Consider the following 15,271-nt stretch of genomic DNA (forward strand, 5'->3'; position numbering starts at 1 on the left):
GACCCGCGCACGCAAGCTGCTGGATAGCGTCCCAACCACCTCAGGGAGACGAAACCCATGAAACACGAATCCACGTCCGTTCCTGCTTCGCTGCGCGCGCTCGCGCTGTCTCTCGGCTGCCTGCTGGCCGCACCGGCCATCGCCAAGCTCCCGCCGCCAACGCCGGAACAACAGCAGGCCGCCGAAGCCAGGAAGGCCAAGGAGGCGCAGGACGCCAAGGCTCAGGCCGAGGCGCTGGCCAAGGTCCAGGACCAACTCGCCGCGCGGTTCGGCAAGGGGTCCGACGCAGCGGCCAAACCCGCCGAGGCGCAAGCACGTTGACGCGGGGCCCCCAAGGGGGAAAGGGGACGGGGCCCCAACGCGCGCGGGCGCCGTCAGCGGCGCCTTACTCGAAAGGCTTCGGCTTCGGCGTCTTGTCGCTCGATGGCGGCAGCATCGGCAGCACGATCTTCGGCTGATCGCCGGTCAGCGTCTTCAGGAACGCCACGATGTCGGCGTTCTCTTCCGGCGTGAACTTGCGTGCCAGTTGCAGTCGACCCATCGTATCCACCGCCTGACTCAGCGTGGCCGCCTCGCCATCGTGGAAGTACGGGTAGGTCAGCGCCACGTTGCGCAGGGTCGGCACCTTGAAATTGAAGCGATCAGCGTCCTTGCCCGTCACCGCCGCACGGCCCTCCGACGGATTCCCGGTCTTGTACGGCTCCACGAGACCCATCTTCTGGAACGAGTTGCCGCCGATGTTCTGGCCGTTGTGGCAGGCAACGCAGCCCGAGCCCTTGAACAACTGGTAGCCGCGCAACTCCTGCGCGTTGATAGCCGTCTTGTCACCCTTCAGCCATTTGTCGAAGCGCGCATTCGGCGTGACCAGCGTTTCCTCGAATGCGGCAATGGCCAGTGTGATCTCGGATATCGTCAGCTTGTCCGACTTGAAGACCTTGCGGAATTCGTCGACGTATCCGGGGATGGATCGGAGCGTGTCGACCGCCAACTCGTGCGTGAAGGCCATCTCGATTGGATTGGCAATCGGCCCGCGCGCCTGCTCTGGCAAATCTTTCGCCCGGCCATCCCAGAACTGCACGAAGTTCAGGCTGGAATTCAGGACGGTCGGCGAGTTGATGCCGCCCTGCTTCCACTTGTCGCCGATGGACGTCTTGAGGTTATCCGAGCCACCCATGCTGAGGTTATGGCACGAGTTGCACGAGATAAAGCCAGAGCGCGAAAGACGAGGATCGAACCAGAGCTTTTCGCCCAGCGCCACGCGTTCCGGGTGCTGGACCTTGGCAGGTGCGATGGGCTGGATAGGTTCGGCTTGCGGCTCGGCGGCGTGCGCACTGGATACGGTCGCGGCAAACAGCACCGTTATGAACGTCGCCGTCGAAAACGTCGACAGGACTCTGCTTCGGCTGGATTTCATGGGGACTCCGTCTTGTTGATCGGACCGCGAGACGCGGACCGCAAGCCGGATTAGGCACTTTTGGTTCCATCCAGGTGTTGATAGCTATCAACCGCTTTGGAGGATGAAACGAACGGGTACGACACATATCAAATCGGGCTCGATTTCGTCCCCGATGCGTCGCAGCCAGCCGGACATGCCCATCGTCGCCGAACGATTGGCATGCCCGGCTGGCCCGTCACCCATTGTGCGTCAGCAGTACATCAACGGCGCGTCAGTCCAGGGTGATGCCCTCGCGCTGAATCACCACCGCCCAGTTGGCCTCTTCCTTCTCGACGCGCTTGGCAAAGTTCGCCGGGTCGATCATGACCACTTCACCCTGCTGACTCAGAACCGACTTTGCGCGGGCATCATTGGCCACACCCTTGGTGATCTCATACAGCTTCTGCACAATCTGCGGCGGCGTGCCCGCCGGCGCCAGCATGCCGAGCCAGAAGCTGACATCGAACGGCTTGACACCGGCTTCCTCCAGCGACGGCACGTCTGGCAACTGCGGCATCCGCTTGGGCGATGTCACTGCAAGCGGCTTCAGCTTGCCAGCCTTGATCTGCGGCAGCCCATTCCACGCGTCGAAAGCAGTCTCCAGTTCACCGCTGATCACAGCCATCTCCGCCTGCGAGGCCGATTTGTACGGCACGTGCGTGGTCTGGATCTTCTCCCGGTTGTTCAGCATGGCGAAGCTCAGATGCGCGATGTTGCCCGGCCCCGCCGAGCCATAGCTGAGCTTGCCCGGATTGCGCGTGGCGTAGCGAACCAGATCGCCAACCGAACCGATACTGTTCTTCTTTGCCCACTCGGGGTTCGCCACCAGCACGAACGGCGCCTCCACTACCAGCGCGACCGGCGCCAGATCCTTGGGCTTGTAGTTGCTCCGCTTGTACACCTGCGGGTTGATGGTGATGCTGCTCGAGTTCGTGACCAGCAGCGTATAACCGTCCGCGGGCGACTTGGCGACCTCGGCAACGCCGATCAGGCCGTTCGCGCCCGGCTTGTTCTCGACGATGACCGGCTGCCCCAGCGACTTGCTGAGCTGCTCCGACAGCACGCGCGCGACGGTATCGGTGGTGGACCCTGCCGGGAACGGCACGACGATCCGGATCGGCTTGTTGGGCCAGTTGGCTGTCTGTGTGGCCGTCTGCGCGCCAGCCGGTGCCGCCATCGTCCCTGCCATGACGGCCAGCGCCGCTGCCACCAGCTTCATCCCGCCCTTGATGGCGCGGCGGCGTGCAGTGATTTCGCGTTCTTTCATGTGTGTCTCCTTGTCGTTCTCGATGTCGTTCTCGGTGGTCCTGCTGAGTTCCTGCGTCATGCGCGCCCCTTCGATACCTTGGGCTGCGCGGTTTTCCCTGTCACGCCAATACGCTCCAGTTCCGCGATCTGAGCCGGGCCGAGCGCGAGCACGCGCGCCAGCACCGATTCAGTGTGCTCGCCAAGCGTTGGGGCGGCATATCGGATTGCCTGCGGCTCGCTGCCCGTGCGGAACCAGGCGGTCGTGGCCCGGTACGGCCCGCTATGGGCACGGTCAATGTCGCGCCAGAATCCGCGTGCGTGCAGATGGGCATCCTGAAGTACCTGCGACATGGGACGCACCACGCCCGCCGGGATACCGGCGTGCTGCAGCGTCTGCATCGCAGCCTCGGGATCGCGGCCCGCGCACCAGGCGCTGATTGCCGCGTCGATCTCACTCCCCCGCGCGCGTCGGCCAGACACGCTGGCGAGTTGCGCATCAGCGGCGAGATCGTCGCGCTCGATAACGCGGCAAAGGGCGGGCCAGTGTGCGTCCGTGGCAGACAGGACGACCCACGCATCGTCCCCGTCGCAGCGGAAGCACCCATACGGAAACAGCATCGGATGACGATTGCCCTGGCGCGGCGATACCGCTCCGGAGATCGACTGCTCGATCATGAACGGCGCGGCCATCGGCAGCATGGCCTCCACCTGCGACAGGTTGACGTGCCGCCCCGCGCCCGTGGCCTGCTGCGCGAAAAGCGCCAGCAGCATCGCCGCGCCCGCGTTCAGCCCGCCAATCGGGTCGCCATAGGCATAGGAGGTCATGGCGGGCGGCCCATCCGGGTGTCCGGTGTAGAGCGGCAGCCCGCTGGCCTGCTCGAGCGTGCCGCCGTAGGCCCGGGTGTTGCTCCACGCGTTACCGAGTCCGAAGGCCGGCATCGACACCATGACCAACCGCTTGTTCCGGGCGCGCAAGGCCTCGTAGTCGAGCCCGAGCTTCGGCAACACCTCCGCCGAGTAGTTCTCGATGACAGCGTCCGCGCCCTCTACCAGTTCGAGCAACAGCCGCTTGCCCTCCTCGCGCGTCAGATCGAGCGTGATGCCCTGCTTGTTGCGGTTCATCAGGTTGAAGTTCGAGTTCTTCTCGTACAACCGCTCCCGATAAAACTCCTCGGTAAAGTTCGCGCCGCGCCACCAGTCGGGGTAGCTCGTGCTCTCGACCTTGATGACCTCGGCGCCGAAATCGGCCAGCGTGCGCGATGCAAGCGGCCCGGCCCAGCCCATCGTCAGGTCGATGACACGGATTCCTTCCAGCGGCCCCTTGGCCGTGGTGGCGCGTTGAAACTGGCGCAGCGGTCGATGATCGAGACCCGACGCACGATAGAACGCATCGTCCGCGCCCTTCAGCGGCGCGTCGCCACCGGCCAGCGGACCGGCTGCGTCGAGCCGGAGTGGCACCACGGGACCTTCGAACGTCGTCCCGCCGATTCGTACCGGCACGAACGCCCCACGCTCCCGGTGCACCGCCTGGCCGAGCAGTTCCTGCATCGTTGGCACCAGTACGGTGGGATGCTTCATGTCCCCGAGCAGCTCGAACCATTCCTGCGCAGTTCGCGTGCGGAACGCCGGGATCAGGATCGCGTCGATCTCGTCGGCCCGGTTCATGCGCTCCTGCCCGTTCGCGAAACGCGGGTCGCGGGCCAGTTCGGGCCGTCCGATGGCTTCGCACAGCGCCGTCCACTGCGGCAGCGTGTGCGTGAAGATGCCGATCCAGCCCGATGCGGTCTCGTAGATACCGGCCGGATGCGTGCCGCAGAAGCGGTTGACGCCCAAACGGCGCAGCGGGTGCCGCTTGTCGGGCACCATGCCGGCTTCCATCTCGACCACGCTGAACACCGCTTCATGCAGGCTCAGCACATAGCGACGGCTGCCTTGCGCCCCGCCGATCAGGGCGGCCACCGCAGCCGAGTACGCCATCAGCCCGCCCACGATCGCGGTCTGCACGTCATGCGGCATGTGCGGCGGCCCGTCCATCGGACCGCTTCCGTGCACGGCGCCGGCGAGGCAGCGGCACACGGCTTCCGAACCCGCGAACTCGCTGTATGGCCCGCTTTCGCCGAACCACGTGAGCGCGACCTCGATTGGCTCGTGCCCCGCTTGACCGTCCACGGCTGCGGCTGCGGCCACCGCCCAGACGGGTGCGGACAGCACGCCCACGCCTTCGGTCAGCGCGCGGGCATCGAGAACGACATCGCAGGTTCTTGCCAGCCGGGCAAGCCACGCGCGGTCAGCGGCATCCGCCGAATCAGCGGTCACGCTGCGCTTGTTGGTGTTCAGCCAGGCGAAGAGCGCGCTCTCCGGCTGCGCTTTGGCACTGGAAACCAGCGGCGGCATCTGCCGCCAGACATCGCCCTTCGGGCGCTCGACCTTGATGACTTCGGCGCCGAAATCGGCGAACAACTTGCCCGCGTACGCAAGCGCCGGACCGGTGCCGACCTCGAGTACGCGCAGCCCACCCAGCGCAAGCGGCGCCGGGGCAGCAGCATCCTTCATCTTGAATCCCTCGCGTGTGGACGTGGATCGGGCCTGCCGAACAGTGCCCGCGTTTCACTCATCACAGTGACAATCACCACGCTCACCATGCATCGACGAACGACTGGCGCGCCCTGCGGCTGCGAACGTCGGCCGAGGCAATGCCCTGGGCGATCCATTTGCGCGTCTCGGCCGGGTCGATCACGGCGTCGATCTCCACCGCTGCGGCCGTGTTGATCGCGTGGCCACGCTCGTAGGACTGCGCCACCAGCTTGTCGAACAGCGCCTTGCGCTCCGGGCCATCGGGCACCGCTTCAAGTTCCTTCTTGAAGCCGAGCCTGACCGCGCCCTCCAGCCCCATCGGACCGAATTCGCCGGTCGGCCACGAGATCGTGAAGTTTGCCGAGCGGAAGCCACCGCCTGCCATCGCCATCGCGCCGAGGCCGTAGCCCTTGCGCAGCGTGACGGCCAGCAGCGCCACCCGCAGCTTGGCGGCAGCCAGGAACATCCGCGACACGTGACGCACCTGGGCCTGGGCCTCGATCTCGGGTCCGACCATGAACCCCGGGGTATCAATCAGCGAGATGATCGGCAAGCCATGCGCATCGCAGAGTTGCATGAAACGCGTTGCCTTGTCCGCGGCATCCGCGTCGATCGCGCCACCAAGGTGATACGGGTTGTTGGCCATGATGCCGACCGGCTGCCCCTCCACACGGGCCAGTGCGGTGTGAATGCCCGCGCCGAACCCGCCGCGCAGCATCAGCACGCTGCCGACGTCGGCGATGCCTTCGATGGCCTTGCGGGTGTCGTACACGCGCAGGCGGTTCTCGGGCACGACCTGGCGCAACGCCAGCGCGTCAGGCGCGCTCCAGTGCGTCACGCGGCCCTGGAACATCGACAGGTAGTGCTTGGCGACCACCACGGCCTCGGCCTCATTCTCGACCAGCACGTCGACCACGCCATTGGCGAACTGCACCGACGCGGGACCCACGTCTTCCGGACGGAAGATGCCAAGGCCACCGCCCTCGATCATGGCCGGCCCGGCCATGCCGATGTTCGCCGAGCGATCGGCAATGATCACGTCGCAGCAGCCCAGGAACGCGGCATTGCCGGCAAAGCAACGGCCCGACACGATGCCGACCACCGGCACGTGTCCGCTGAGTTCGGCAAACGCCGCGAACGACGGCTGATACAGGCCGGAGACGGACGGAAAATCCACGTCACCAGGCCGCCCGCCGCCACCTTCGGCAAACAGCACGAGCGGCAGTTCGTCACGGAGCGCCACCTCGACGATACGGTCCGTCTTGATGTGATTGCGCTTGCCCTGCGTGCCGGCCAGCACCGTGGCGTCGTATGCCATCACCGCGCTGCGCGCCCGTTCCTTCGCGACCAGCTCACGGTTGATCTCGCCGATACCGGTGATCAAGCCATCCGCCGGCGTGTTGACGATCAGGTCTTCCTTGCTGCGGCGGGATGCCTGCGCGGCCAGCGCGAGCGCGCCATATTCCACGAAGGAATCGCCATCGCACAGGTCGGCGATGTTCTCCCGCGCCGTGCGCTGCCCGCGCGAACGGCGTTTGGCCACCGCATCGGGACGCGCCGCGTCATACAGATAGGCGTGCCGGTCCAGCACACGCTGCAGATCCGCACGGATCGCATTCGGATCGACATTCCTCGCGGCATCCACGGCCACGCCGTCGGCCTCTGCCTGCTCAAGCACGATCAGCATGTGGCCTTCGGACACCAGCGCACCCTTCTCCGGGCGCAGATCGACCACACGGCCCGCGCACGGCGCGACAATCGCGTGCTCCATCTTCATCGCATCGAGCACGGCCACCGTCTGCCCCGGCTTGACGATCTCGTCCAGTTGCACCGGGATGTCGACCACGCGGCCGGTCAGCGGCGCGCGGATCGCCACGAGCCCTTCTTCCAATTCCTCTTCGGCCTCCGGCGCGCGGGTCGCGTGGCTCGCGTGGGCGGGCGTTGCATGGGATGCGCCGCCGAAACGCGCGTCCTGCGCGCGCTCGGCTTCGGCGATGGTTTCCGCCGACGCCATCAACGCCGGCAGGATCGACTCGAAGAGACGCGTGTGGACGTCCTGCGTCAGGAAGTCCTCGCGCTGGGCAAGCGCCCGCAGCAGATTGAGGTTGGTCGGCACGCCAACGATGCGGAATTCCGCGAGGCTGCGCTGCAGCCGGCGCACGGCAGCTTCGAACCCGGGTGCGGCGCTGCTCACGATCAGCTTGGCCAGCAGGGTGTCGAAGTTCGGCGACGGCTCGTAGCCGGCGTAGCCGTGGGAGTCCACCCGCACATCCGGACCGGCCGGCGGCTCGAAGCGCTCCAGACGGCCAAATGCCGGACGCGCAAGCCCTTGCGCATCGGTCATTTCGGCATTGACGCGCACCTGGATCGCATAGCCCCGGGGTTGCGGCGGCGAAGCCGGATCGAGCCCAAGTTCGACGAGCGTCCGCCCGGAGGCCAGCCCGATCTGCAGCGCCACGAGATCCACGCCGGTCACCTGCTCGGTGATGGTGTGCTCCACCTGCAGCCGGGGATTGGCTTCGATAAAGACGAAGCGCTTCTGCTCGCCCGACTCGCTTTCCTCGACCAGAAATTCGAACGTGCCCAGGCTCTGGTAGTTGACGCGACGCGCCAGCCGCAGCGCGGCCTTGATAATCTCCGCGCGCAGCTCCGGCTTGAGCACCGGGCTCGGGGCAATCTCCACCAGTTTCTGGAAACGGCGCTGCAGCGTGCAGTCCCGCTCGCCCAGCGCAATAACGTGCTGGCCGTCGCCAGCGATCTGCACTTCGATATGGCGTGCCCGGCTGACCAGCCGCTCGGCGTACAGCGCATCCACGCCAAACGCGGAACTGGCCTCGGACCGGCAGCGCGCATAGGCCTCCGCCAGATCCTCGCGTCTGCGCACCACGCGCATGCCGCGCCCGCCGCCACCGCCAACCGCCTTGATGACAATGCCGGCGTCGCCCTGTGCATCGAAGAAGCGTTCGATCTCCTCCAGGGACGCGCCGCCATGCGTGGCGGGCATGACCGGCACGTCGCACTCGGCCGCCAATTGCAGCGCGCGGCCCTTGTCGCCGAACAGCGCGAGATGCTCGACCGTCGGTCCGATGAACCGGATGCCGGCATCGATGCACGCCTGCGCAAAATCGGCCCGCTCACTCAGAAAGCCGTAGCCCGGGTGTACGGCATCGCTGCCCGATGCCTTCGCGGCAGCGATGATTCCCGCGATGTCGATGTACGCAGCAGGGCCCGCACCGTCCAGCGCAATCGCTTCGTCGGCCAGCATCCGATGGCGGCAGCCCGCGTCGTCCTGCGAGTACACCGCGACGGTGCCAATATCCAGGTCGCGTGCGGCGCGCTGGACGCGCAATGCAATCTCTCCGCGGTTGGCGATCAACAGCTTCTTCAATTCAGTCTCCTCGTTTCTGGTTCTGTCTTGGGAATTCAGTTCGTACGTCAATCAGGGCCGGATGCCGAACCGGCTCACGCCTGCCTCGCGCAGCGGCGCCGCCAGATTGGCGAATTCACACAGCAGCGCGCGTGTTTCACGCGGATCGATGATGTCTTCGATGACAAACGCCTCTGCGCTGCGGAACGGCGAGGTCAGGCTGCGCACGCGCAACATGATCTCGGCGCGTTTCTGCACCGGGTCGTCCGCCCCTTCGATCTCGGACTTGTAGGCAACTTCCAGCCCGCCTTCGATCGGCACCTCGCCCCAGTTGGCCGACGGCCAGGCATAGCGGAAATTGAAGCGCCCCATGTGCTGATGCGCCGCGGCCGCCACGCCATACGCGCGGCGCAGGATGATCGAGCACCACGGCACGGTGGCCTGGTAGACCGCGGCCAGCGCGCGTACGCCGCGCCGCGTGGTGCCGGCTCTCTCGGCGTCCAGACCGGACTGGAATCCGGGGGTGTCCACCAGGTTCACCACGGGCAGGTGGAACGCCTGGGCCAGATCGACAATGCGCGTGAATTTCTCGGCGGTATCGCTATCCCAACTGCCACCCTGCACACGTGGATCGCTGGCAACCACCGCCACCGGCCAGCCATCGAGCCGGGCCAGGCCCGTGACGATGGCGCAACCCCAGTGCCTGCCGATCTCGAAGAAGGAACCGGCGTCGACCAATGCTTCCAGGATCGGACGGATCTCGTACGTCGCCCGGCCATCGCGCGGAATGGCGGCCAGCAGCCATTCATCACGGCGGGCGGGGTCGTCTGCCGGTGCCACGCGCGGCGGCAGTTCGTGCACCGATGCGGGCAGGTAGGACAGAAAATCACGCGCCCGCGCGAACGCCTCCTGCTCGGTGGCCACCTCGTCATCGACCACGCCATTGCGGCTGTGGATGTGACTGCCACCCAGCTCGTTCTTCGTCAGCCCCTGCTCATTGGGCGCCGCCGCTGGCGGGCCGGCATAAAAGAGCTGTGATGTCTCGCGGACCATCACCGAGTAGTGGCTGGCTGCCACGCGCGCCGCGCCCATGCCCGCTACCGACCCCAGTGCAAGCGACACCACGGGCACCACGGCCATGTTCTCGACCACGTGCTCCCACACCTTCATGGTGGGGATCAGCGTATGGCCCTTGATCTCGACATTGCGCACCGAGCCGCCACCGCCCGTGCCGTCGACCAGCCGCACCATCGGCAGGCGCAGGTCATGGGCCATCTTCTCCGCGTGAATCAGCTTGTCGCCCACTGCGCCGTCATTGGCGCCACCACGCACGGTGAAGTCATCGCCCACAAGCACCACCGGGCGCCCGCCGACATTCGCCCGGCCCATCACCAGGTTGGACGGCACCAGGTCCACGAGCCGGCCGTTACTGTCGTAGCGGCCGCTGCCGCTCAGTCCGCCAACCTCCCGGAACGTACCGGGATCGGCGATACCGGCAATCCGCTCCCGCACCGAAAGCTTGCCGGCCGCCTTGTGGCGCGCCACCTTTTCCTCACCGCCCATGCGGGCGGCCAGTCGCCTCCGGTAGGCAAGTTCATCAATCTCTGGTTGCCAGGTCACGGCGTGTTTCCTCTTTGGCGGCGTATGCATTGACTCCACAAGCGCACGATCCATGCCACCCCGAAGACACCCGCCAGCGCCATGATTTCATTGAGGATTTTTTCAGTCGCCACTATTATGTCCGCCATAACGACAATTCGTGTCCATACCGAGGACACACATGGAGACAGGCAGTGTCCTCAGAGAACACACAGCGCACGGCCCTCGAAGCCGTCGCGCTCGGCGCACTGGTGCTATCCCGTGACGGCGGCCGGATAGCTGCCGTCGGCGTGTGCGCCGATAGCAACATCGCCGATGCGGCCGAGCAGGCATGGGCGCAGTCGGCAGACCGGAAAACCGGGCGACGACTCTTCCCCGTCGAGACGGGCCAGCACCGCTACATCGGCCTGTGTCAGGAAGACGACCAGCATCGACTGATCCTTCTGCATCGCGCGGACGCGAGCACGGCGCTGTTCGATTTCCTGGGCTCGGTACCGTTCGCCGGTGCGATCCTCGACCACTTCCTGACCAGCCCGTACGAAGCGATCGTGGTAGCGGACCACGCCGGACAGGTGCGCTACGTCAGCCCGGTCCACGAGAAATTCCTCGGACTGAACACCGGCGAAGGCATTGGGCGTCCGGCCGCAAACGTCATCCCGAATTCGCGGCTGCCCCAGGTAGCGGCCAGTGGCAAGGCCGAAATCGGGCAACTGCAGCAGATGAACGGCGTGACACGCGTGGTCAACCGCATCCCTATCCGCGAGGCCGGCGAAGTGGTTGGCGCCATCGGGCAGGTCATGTTCAAGGGACCGGAAGCCATTACGCGAATGCACGAAGAGCTGTCGGAACTGCGCTCTCAGGTCGTGCGTTACCGGCGCGAACTGGATGGCTTGCGTGAAAGCCCATCGCCATACGGCTTGATCGGGGAAAGCGCGCCGATGCAGCGGCTGCGCCGCGAGATCGAGACCGTGGCACGCCTGGACGTGCCAGTGCTGATCCTGGGCGAAAGCGGCACTGGCAAGGAACTGGTGGCCCGCGCCATTCACGCCGCAGGCAGCGAGCCCGCGCGCGAACGGCCGCTGGTCAGCCTGAACCTGGCCGCCCTGCCCGCTACGCTGATCGAATCAGAACTGTTCGGCCATGTGCCGGGTGCCTTCACGGGGAGTCAGCGCAAAGGACAGGCCGGGAAGCTGGCGATTGCAGCCGGCGGCACCGTGTTTCTCGATGAAGTGGCAGACGTGCCGATGGAGGTGCAGGTCAAGCTGCTGCGCGTGCTGGAGGACCACATGGTCGAACGGCTGGGCAGCCATCGACCGGAACGGGTGGATTTCCGCCTGATCTCCGCCACCAACCGCGATATACCCGCGCTGATCGACGCCGGGCGTTTCCGCCTCGACCTCTACTACCGGCTGAGCGGCGTGGTGCTGCGTATTCCTTCACTGCGCCAGCGGCGCGAGGACATTCCCGCGCTGCTGCATCACTTCGTCAACGCGTTCTGCCAGCGTAACAACATCCCCGCCCCCGCGATCGACCAGGACGTGGCCCGGCATATCGCCAGCCAGCCGTGGCCTGGCAATGTGCGCCAGTTACGGCAACGCATCGAGGAAGCACTGGTGTTCTGCGATGGCCGCACGCTGCGCGTGACGGACTTCTCGCGCGGGGAATCCGCAATCGTGCCAGTGGCCGCCAGTGCCCAGCCGGATGAGGCACCGCTGCCGCCAGGTGCGGGGAACAGTGCGCAGAGCAGTGCGGGGATCGAACCGCCAGTGTCCTACGCATCGTCGCTGCCTGCAGCCCCGCCATCCGGCGCGTTGTCCGCCGGCATGAGCGAACTCGCCTATGCGGCGGTACTTGAGGCCATTGCACACCATGGCGGCAACAAGAAGCGCGCCGCCGAGCAACTGCGGATCTCGCGCTCCCACCTGTACAAGATCCTGGAGCGCGGGCCGGGTGGGTAACCCGGCCCGCCACGCCAGTCACACCACGCCATTCACACCACATTGATCACGACATCGATATTGCCGCGCGTGGCCTTCGAGTACGGGCAACGCTGATGCGCATCCTCGGCCAGTGCCTGGGCGGTGTCCCGGTCGAACCCCGGCAGGCTCACGTTGAGCCGTGCCTGCAGGAAATACTGATCGCCCGCCATGCCCAGATCGACTTCCGCATCGACGGCCACGCCTGCGGGCAGTGCAATCTTCCGCGCTTGTGCCGCCTTGCCGAGCGCGCCGATGAAGCAGGCCGACCAGCCGGCCGCGAACAGTTGCTCGGGGTTGGTGCCGTGGCCTGCCGCGCCCGGGGGCGTCAGGCGGATATCGAGCCTGCCGTCGTCACTGCGCGCGGCGCCGTCACGGCCGCCGGTGGTGTGGGTCTTGCCGGTGTAGAGGACTTTTTCGATCTTGGTCATGCTGAGCTCCTGGTATCGGATGAACGTTCTGACCCGGATGACTGCCGGGCCATATAGGTTGATGTCGAAGGTGCCGCCTTCACGGTTTGCGATGCGTGCCGTGCTGCGTACAGGAGCATTTAAGCGGGTGGATGTATCAGCGCCGTAGCCAGGATCGGCCGGTTTCGTGTGCGCACGTATCGGCGTGGCATTGCGATACAGAGAGATACAAAACAGTGCGGCGGTATCGCTGGAAGAGCAGGAAGAGCAGGAAGAGCGGGAAGAGCGGGAAGAGCGGGAAGAGCGGGAAGAGCGGGAACGCGGTGAAACGGTGCGGCAATTGCCGCACCGTCACCAGCCACGTCAGTGGCGCGCAGCAGGCTGCGCCGGGGCCGATGATGCAAGTGGCAACGTAAGCGTCGCTTGCAAGCCACCGCCCTCGCGATTGGACAGCACCAGATGCCCACCCATGGCACGCGCCAGTTGCTGGGCAATCGCCAAACCCAGCCCGGTGCCGCCGGTACCCCGGTTGCGCGACGTCTCGACGCGATAGAACGGCTGCATGACCCGTTCGAGATCGGCTTCGGGAATGCCCGGACCCCGGTCCTGCACCGCAATCGCCAGATTGCCGCCTGCCTCGCGCGAGACGGCGACACGCACCTCGTTGCCGAACTTGAGCGCGTTGTCGATCAGGTTCATCAGGATGCGCCGCAATGCCTGCGGCCGCGTCTCGATAGGCGCGCCGACCTTGCCCTCCACCTCGATCGCCTGCCCGCCATCGCGATAGTCGAACGCAAGGCTGTCGAGGAAGGCATCGACGTCCACGCGCACCGGCGTTTCCGAGCTGCCGTGCAACGTGCGCGCATAGGTCACACCTTCGCGCACAAGCTGCTCCATCTCGCGCAGATCCTGAAGAAAGCGCTCCTGCGTGTCCGATGGCTCCATCAGGTCCAGGCGCAGTCGCATTCGCGTGATCGGGGTCTGCAGATCGTGCGAAATAGCGGCGAGGATCTGCACCCGCTCGGCAAGGTATCCAGCAATGCGCTGTTGCATGGCGTTGAAAGCCGCCGCGGCATGTGCCACTTCCATCGGCCCTGATTCGGGAATCTGCTCGGCCTTGAGATCGGGACCGAGGTTTTCGGCCGCGCTGGCCAGTTGCTTCAGCGGGTGCGTCACCACCCGCACCGCGAGCCAGGCGCAGACGCCCAGCAATACGAGCTGCACCGCGAGCAATGCGGGCAGCCACATGGCCAGTGGCTTGGGCGCCGGGTGAATGTCGATGGTGAGCGGGCTGCCGTCACTCAGGTGGATATGCACCTGGAAGTGCTCCGCGTCGCCCGACACGGCATTCGCGTGCACCGTGTAGCGGCCTTGCAGCGCATGCGTGATGGTGTCCACCGCCTGCCGCGACAAGGCCTCGCGCGGCGGCTCGTCACCGCTGACGCCCGCGTTGAGCTGGTAGCTGTAGTTCTTGCGCTCGAGCTTGTCGAGCCAGCGCGGCCGCTCGGCCGCCGGCATCATGTCGAGAATCGACACGGAACTCGCCACATCCTGTTCCAGGTTCGAGAGCATCAGCCGATCGGCCGCGCCTTCGCGCTCTTTCAGCACGAGCGCGAAGGAAAGCCCCTGCGCCAACGCCAATCCGACCAGCAGGATCACCATCAGCCGGGCAAACAGGGAGCGCGGCCATGCGCGCAGCGCGCTCGCGTGAGTCACGTCCGCTCCTCGCGTACCTCGACGATCGCCGTGAACACATAGCCGCCATTGCGCACGGTCTTGATGTAACGCGCCTCGCGGGCATCGTCGCGCAGCCGCTGGCGCAACCGGCTGACCATCAGGTCGATCGAACGGTCGAACAGTTCGGCGTCGCGCCCCTGTGTGAGGTTCAATAGCTGATCGCGGCTGAGCACACGCTGCGGGTTGTCGAGAAAGACCCGCAGCAGCCGGTATTCCGCGCCGCTCAGCGCCACCAGCACATCGTTCTCGTCCAGCAGATGGCGTGCCGTGGTATCGAGCCGCCAGTCACCGAATGCCAGCAGCGTGGCGGCCTCGGTGATCTGCAGGTTCGGCGGCAACATGCGCGTGCGCCGCAGCACGGAACGAATCCGCGCCAGCAGTTCGCGCGCGGCAAATGGTTTGACGAGATAGTCGTCGGCGCCCATTTCCAGCCCGAGGATGCGGTCGGCTTCCTCGTTGCGGGCCGTCAGCATCAGTACGGGGGTGGTCTTGTGCGGCCCGGCGCGCAAGTCGCGGCACAGGGCCAGGCCGTCTTCGCCTGGCATCATCAGGTCCAGCACGATGAGGTCGACCGACCCCTTCTCCAGCGCGGTGCGCATTTCTCGCCCGTTTGCCGCAAGCGTGACACGCATTTCGTTGCGATCGAGATAGGTCGCAACAAGCTCACGGATCTCACGGTCGTCATCGACGATCAGAATATGGTCAGGCCGGATCATTCCTGGTTCCCCTCGGTACAGTCGGCAATCATCCCCATGCCGCGCATTGTGCAGCGCCTTTGTGTAGCACTTTAGGCGACGCTTTGTATCGCTCTCTATCTGGAGCCGTCTTATACAGGAATCGTTGCAAATCTGCCGGCCGCCCGCGCCATGCTGATGGCTCAGGCGGGCCGGCATCGGCAAGGCCCCGGGAATGCGCCCGCGGGGCC

General features: G+C 65.9%; 10 protein-coding genes. 2 read left to right on the plus strand and 8 right to left on the minus strand.

Translation table 11 applies throughout. From position 1 onward, the window contains the following. Positions 1-57: 57 nt before the first annotated feature. Positions 58-321 (plus strand): hypothetical protein, encoded by a 264-nt coding sequence (locus tag WD006_RS13305; protein ID WP_029306453.1) that lies wholly within the window; start codon positions 58-60, stop codon positions 319-321. Between the two features lie 64 nt (positions 322-385). Here the strand turns inward: WD006_RS13305 and WD006_RS13310 are convergent, their stop codons facing one another. From WD006_RS13310 to WD006_RS13330, 5 genes are all read right to left on the minus strand, one after another. Further along, the gene (locus WD006_RS13310) at positions 386-1,414 is read right to left on the minus strand and encodes a cytochrome-c peroxidase (protein WP_029306454.1); all 1,029 of its coding nucleotides are present in this window, start codon (positions 1,412-1,414) and stop codon (positions 386-388) included. A 253-nt stretch (positions 1,415-1,667) separates the two neighbouring features. Next, the gene (locus WD006_RS13315) at positions 1,668-2,702 is read right to left on the minus strand and encodes a Bug family tripartite tricarboxylate transporter substrate binding protein (protein ID WP_049799851.1); all 1,035 of its coding nucleotides are present in this window, start codon (positions 2,700-2,702) and stop codon (positions 1,668-1,670) included. A gap of 56 nt (positions 2,703-2,758) precedes the next feature. Further along, positions 2,759-5,236 (minus strand): CoA transferase, encoded by a 2,478-nt coding sequence (locus WD006_RS13320; RefSeq protein WP_029306456.1) that lies wholly within the window; start codon positions 5,234-5,236, stop codon positions 2,759-2,761. Positions 5,237-5,318: 82 nt separating this feature from the next. Continuing rightward, entirely contained in the window at positions 5,319-8,645 is a 3,327-nt protein-coding gene (locus tag WD006_RS13325) for an acetyl-CoA carboxylase family protein (RefSeq protein ID WP_029306457.1), read from the minus strand. Between the two features lie 51 nt (positions 8,646-8,696). Continuing rightward, a complete protein-coding gene (locus WD006_RS13330) occupies positions 8,697-10,244 on the minus strand; it encodes an acyl-CoA carboxylase subunit beta (RefSeq protein WP_029306458.1) in 1,548 nt (515 codons plus the stop codon). A 173-nt stretch (positions 10,245-10,417) separates the two neighbouring features. Between WD006_RS13330 and WD006_RS13335 the strand changes: the two genes are divergently transcribed. Then, on the plus strand, positions 10,418-12,181 hold the full coding sequence (locus WD006_RS13335) for a sigma-54 interaction domain-containing protein (protein WP_029306459.1): 1,764 nt from the start codon (positions 10,418-10,420) through the stop codon (positions 12,179-12,181). A gap of 32 nt (positions 12,182-12,213) precedes the next feature. Here the strand turns inward: WD006_RS13335 and WD006_RS13340 are convergent, their stop codons facing one another. From WD006_RS13340 to WD006_RS13350, 3 genes are all read right to left on the minus strand, one after another. Then, positions 12,214-12,630 carry an organic hydroperoxide resistance protein gene (locus WD006_RS13340; RefSeq protein WP_029306460.1) on the minus strand — a complete coding sequence of 139 codons (417 nt, stop codon included), beginning with the start codon at positions 12,628-12,630 and terminating at the stop codon, positions 12,214-12,216. Positions 12,631-12,972: 342 nt separating this feature from the next. Beyond that, the gene (locus WD006_RS13345) at positions 12,973-14,271 is read right to left on the minus strand and encodes a sensor histidine kinase (RefSeq protein WP_051068955.1); all 1,299 of its coding nucleotides are present in this window, start codon (positions 14,269-14,271) and stop codon (positions 12,973-12,975) included. A gap of 50 nt (positions 14,272-14,321) precedes the next feature. Next, complete coding sequence (locus tag WD006_RS13350; protein WP_008650998.1) at positions 14,322-15,062, minus strand: response regulator; 741 nt, start codon at positions 15,060-15,062, stop codon at positions 14,322-14,324. Between the last annotated feature and the right edge of the window lie 209 nt (positions 15,063-15,271).

The organism is Cupriavidus sp. Met-2 (assembly GCF_049843575.1).
Taxonomy (GTDB): Bacteria; Pseudomonadota; Gammaproteobacteria; order Burkholderiales; family Burkholderiaceae; genus Cupriavidus; species Cupriavidus metallidurans.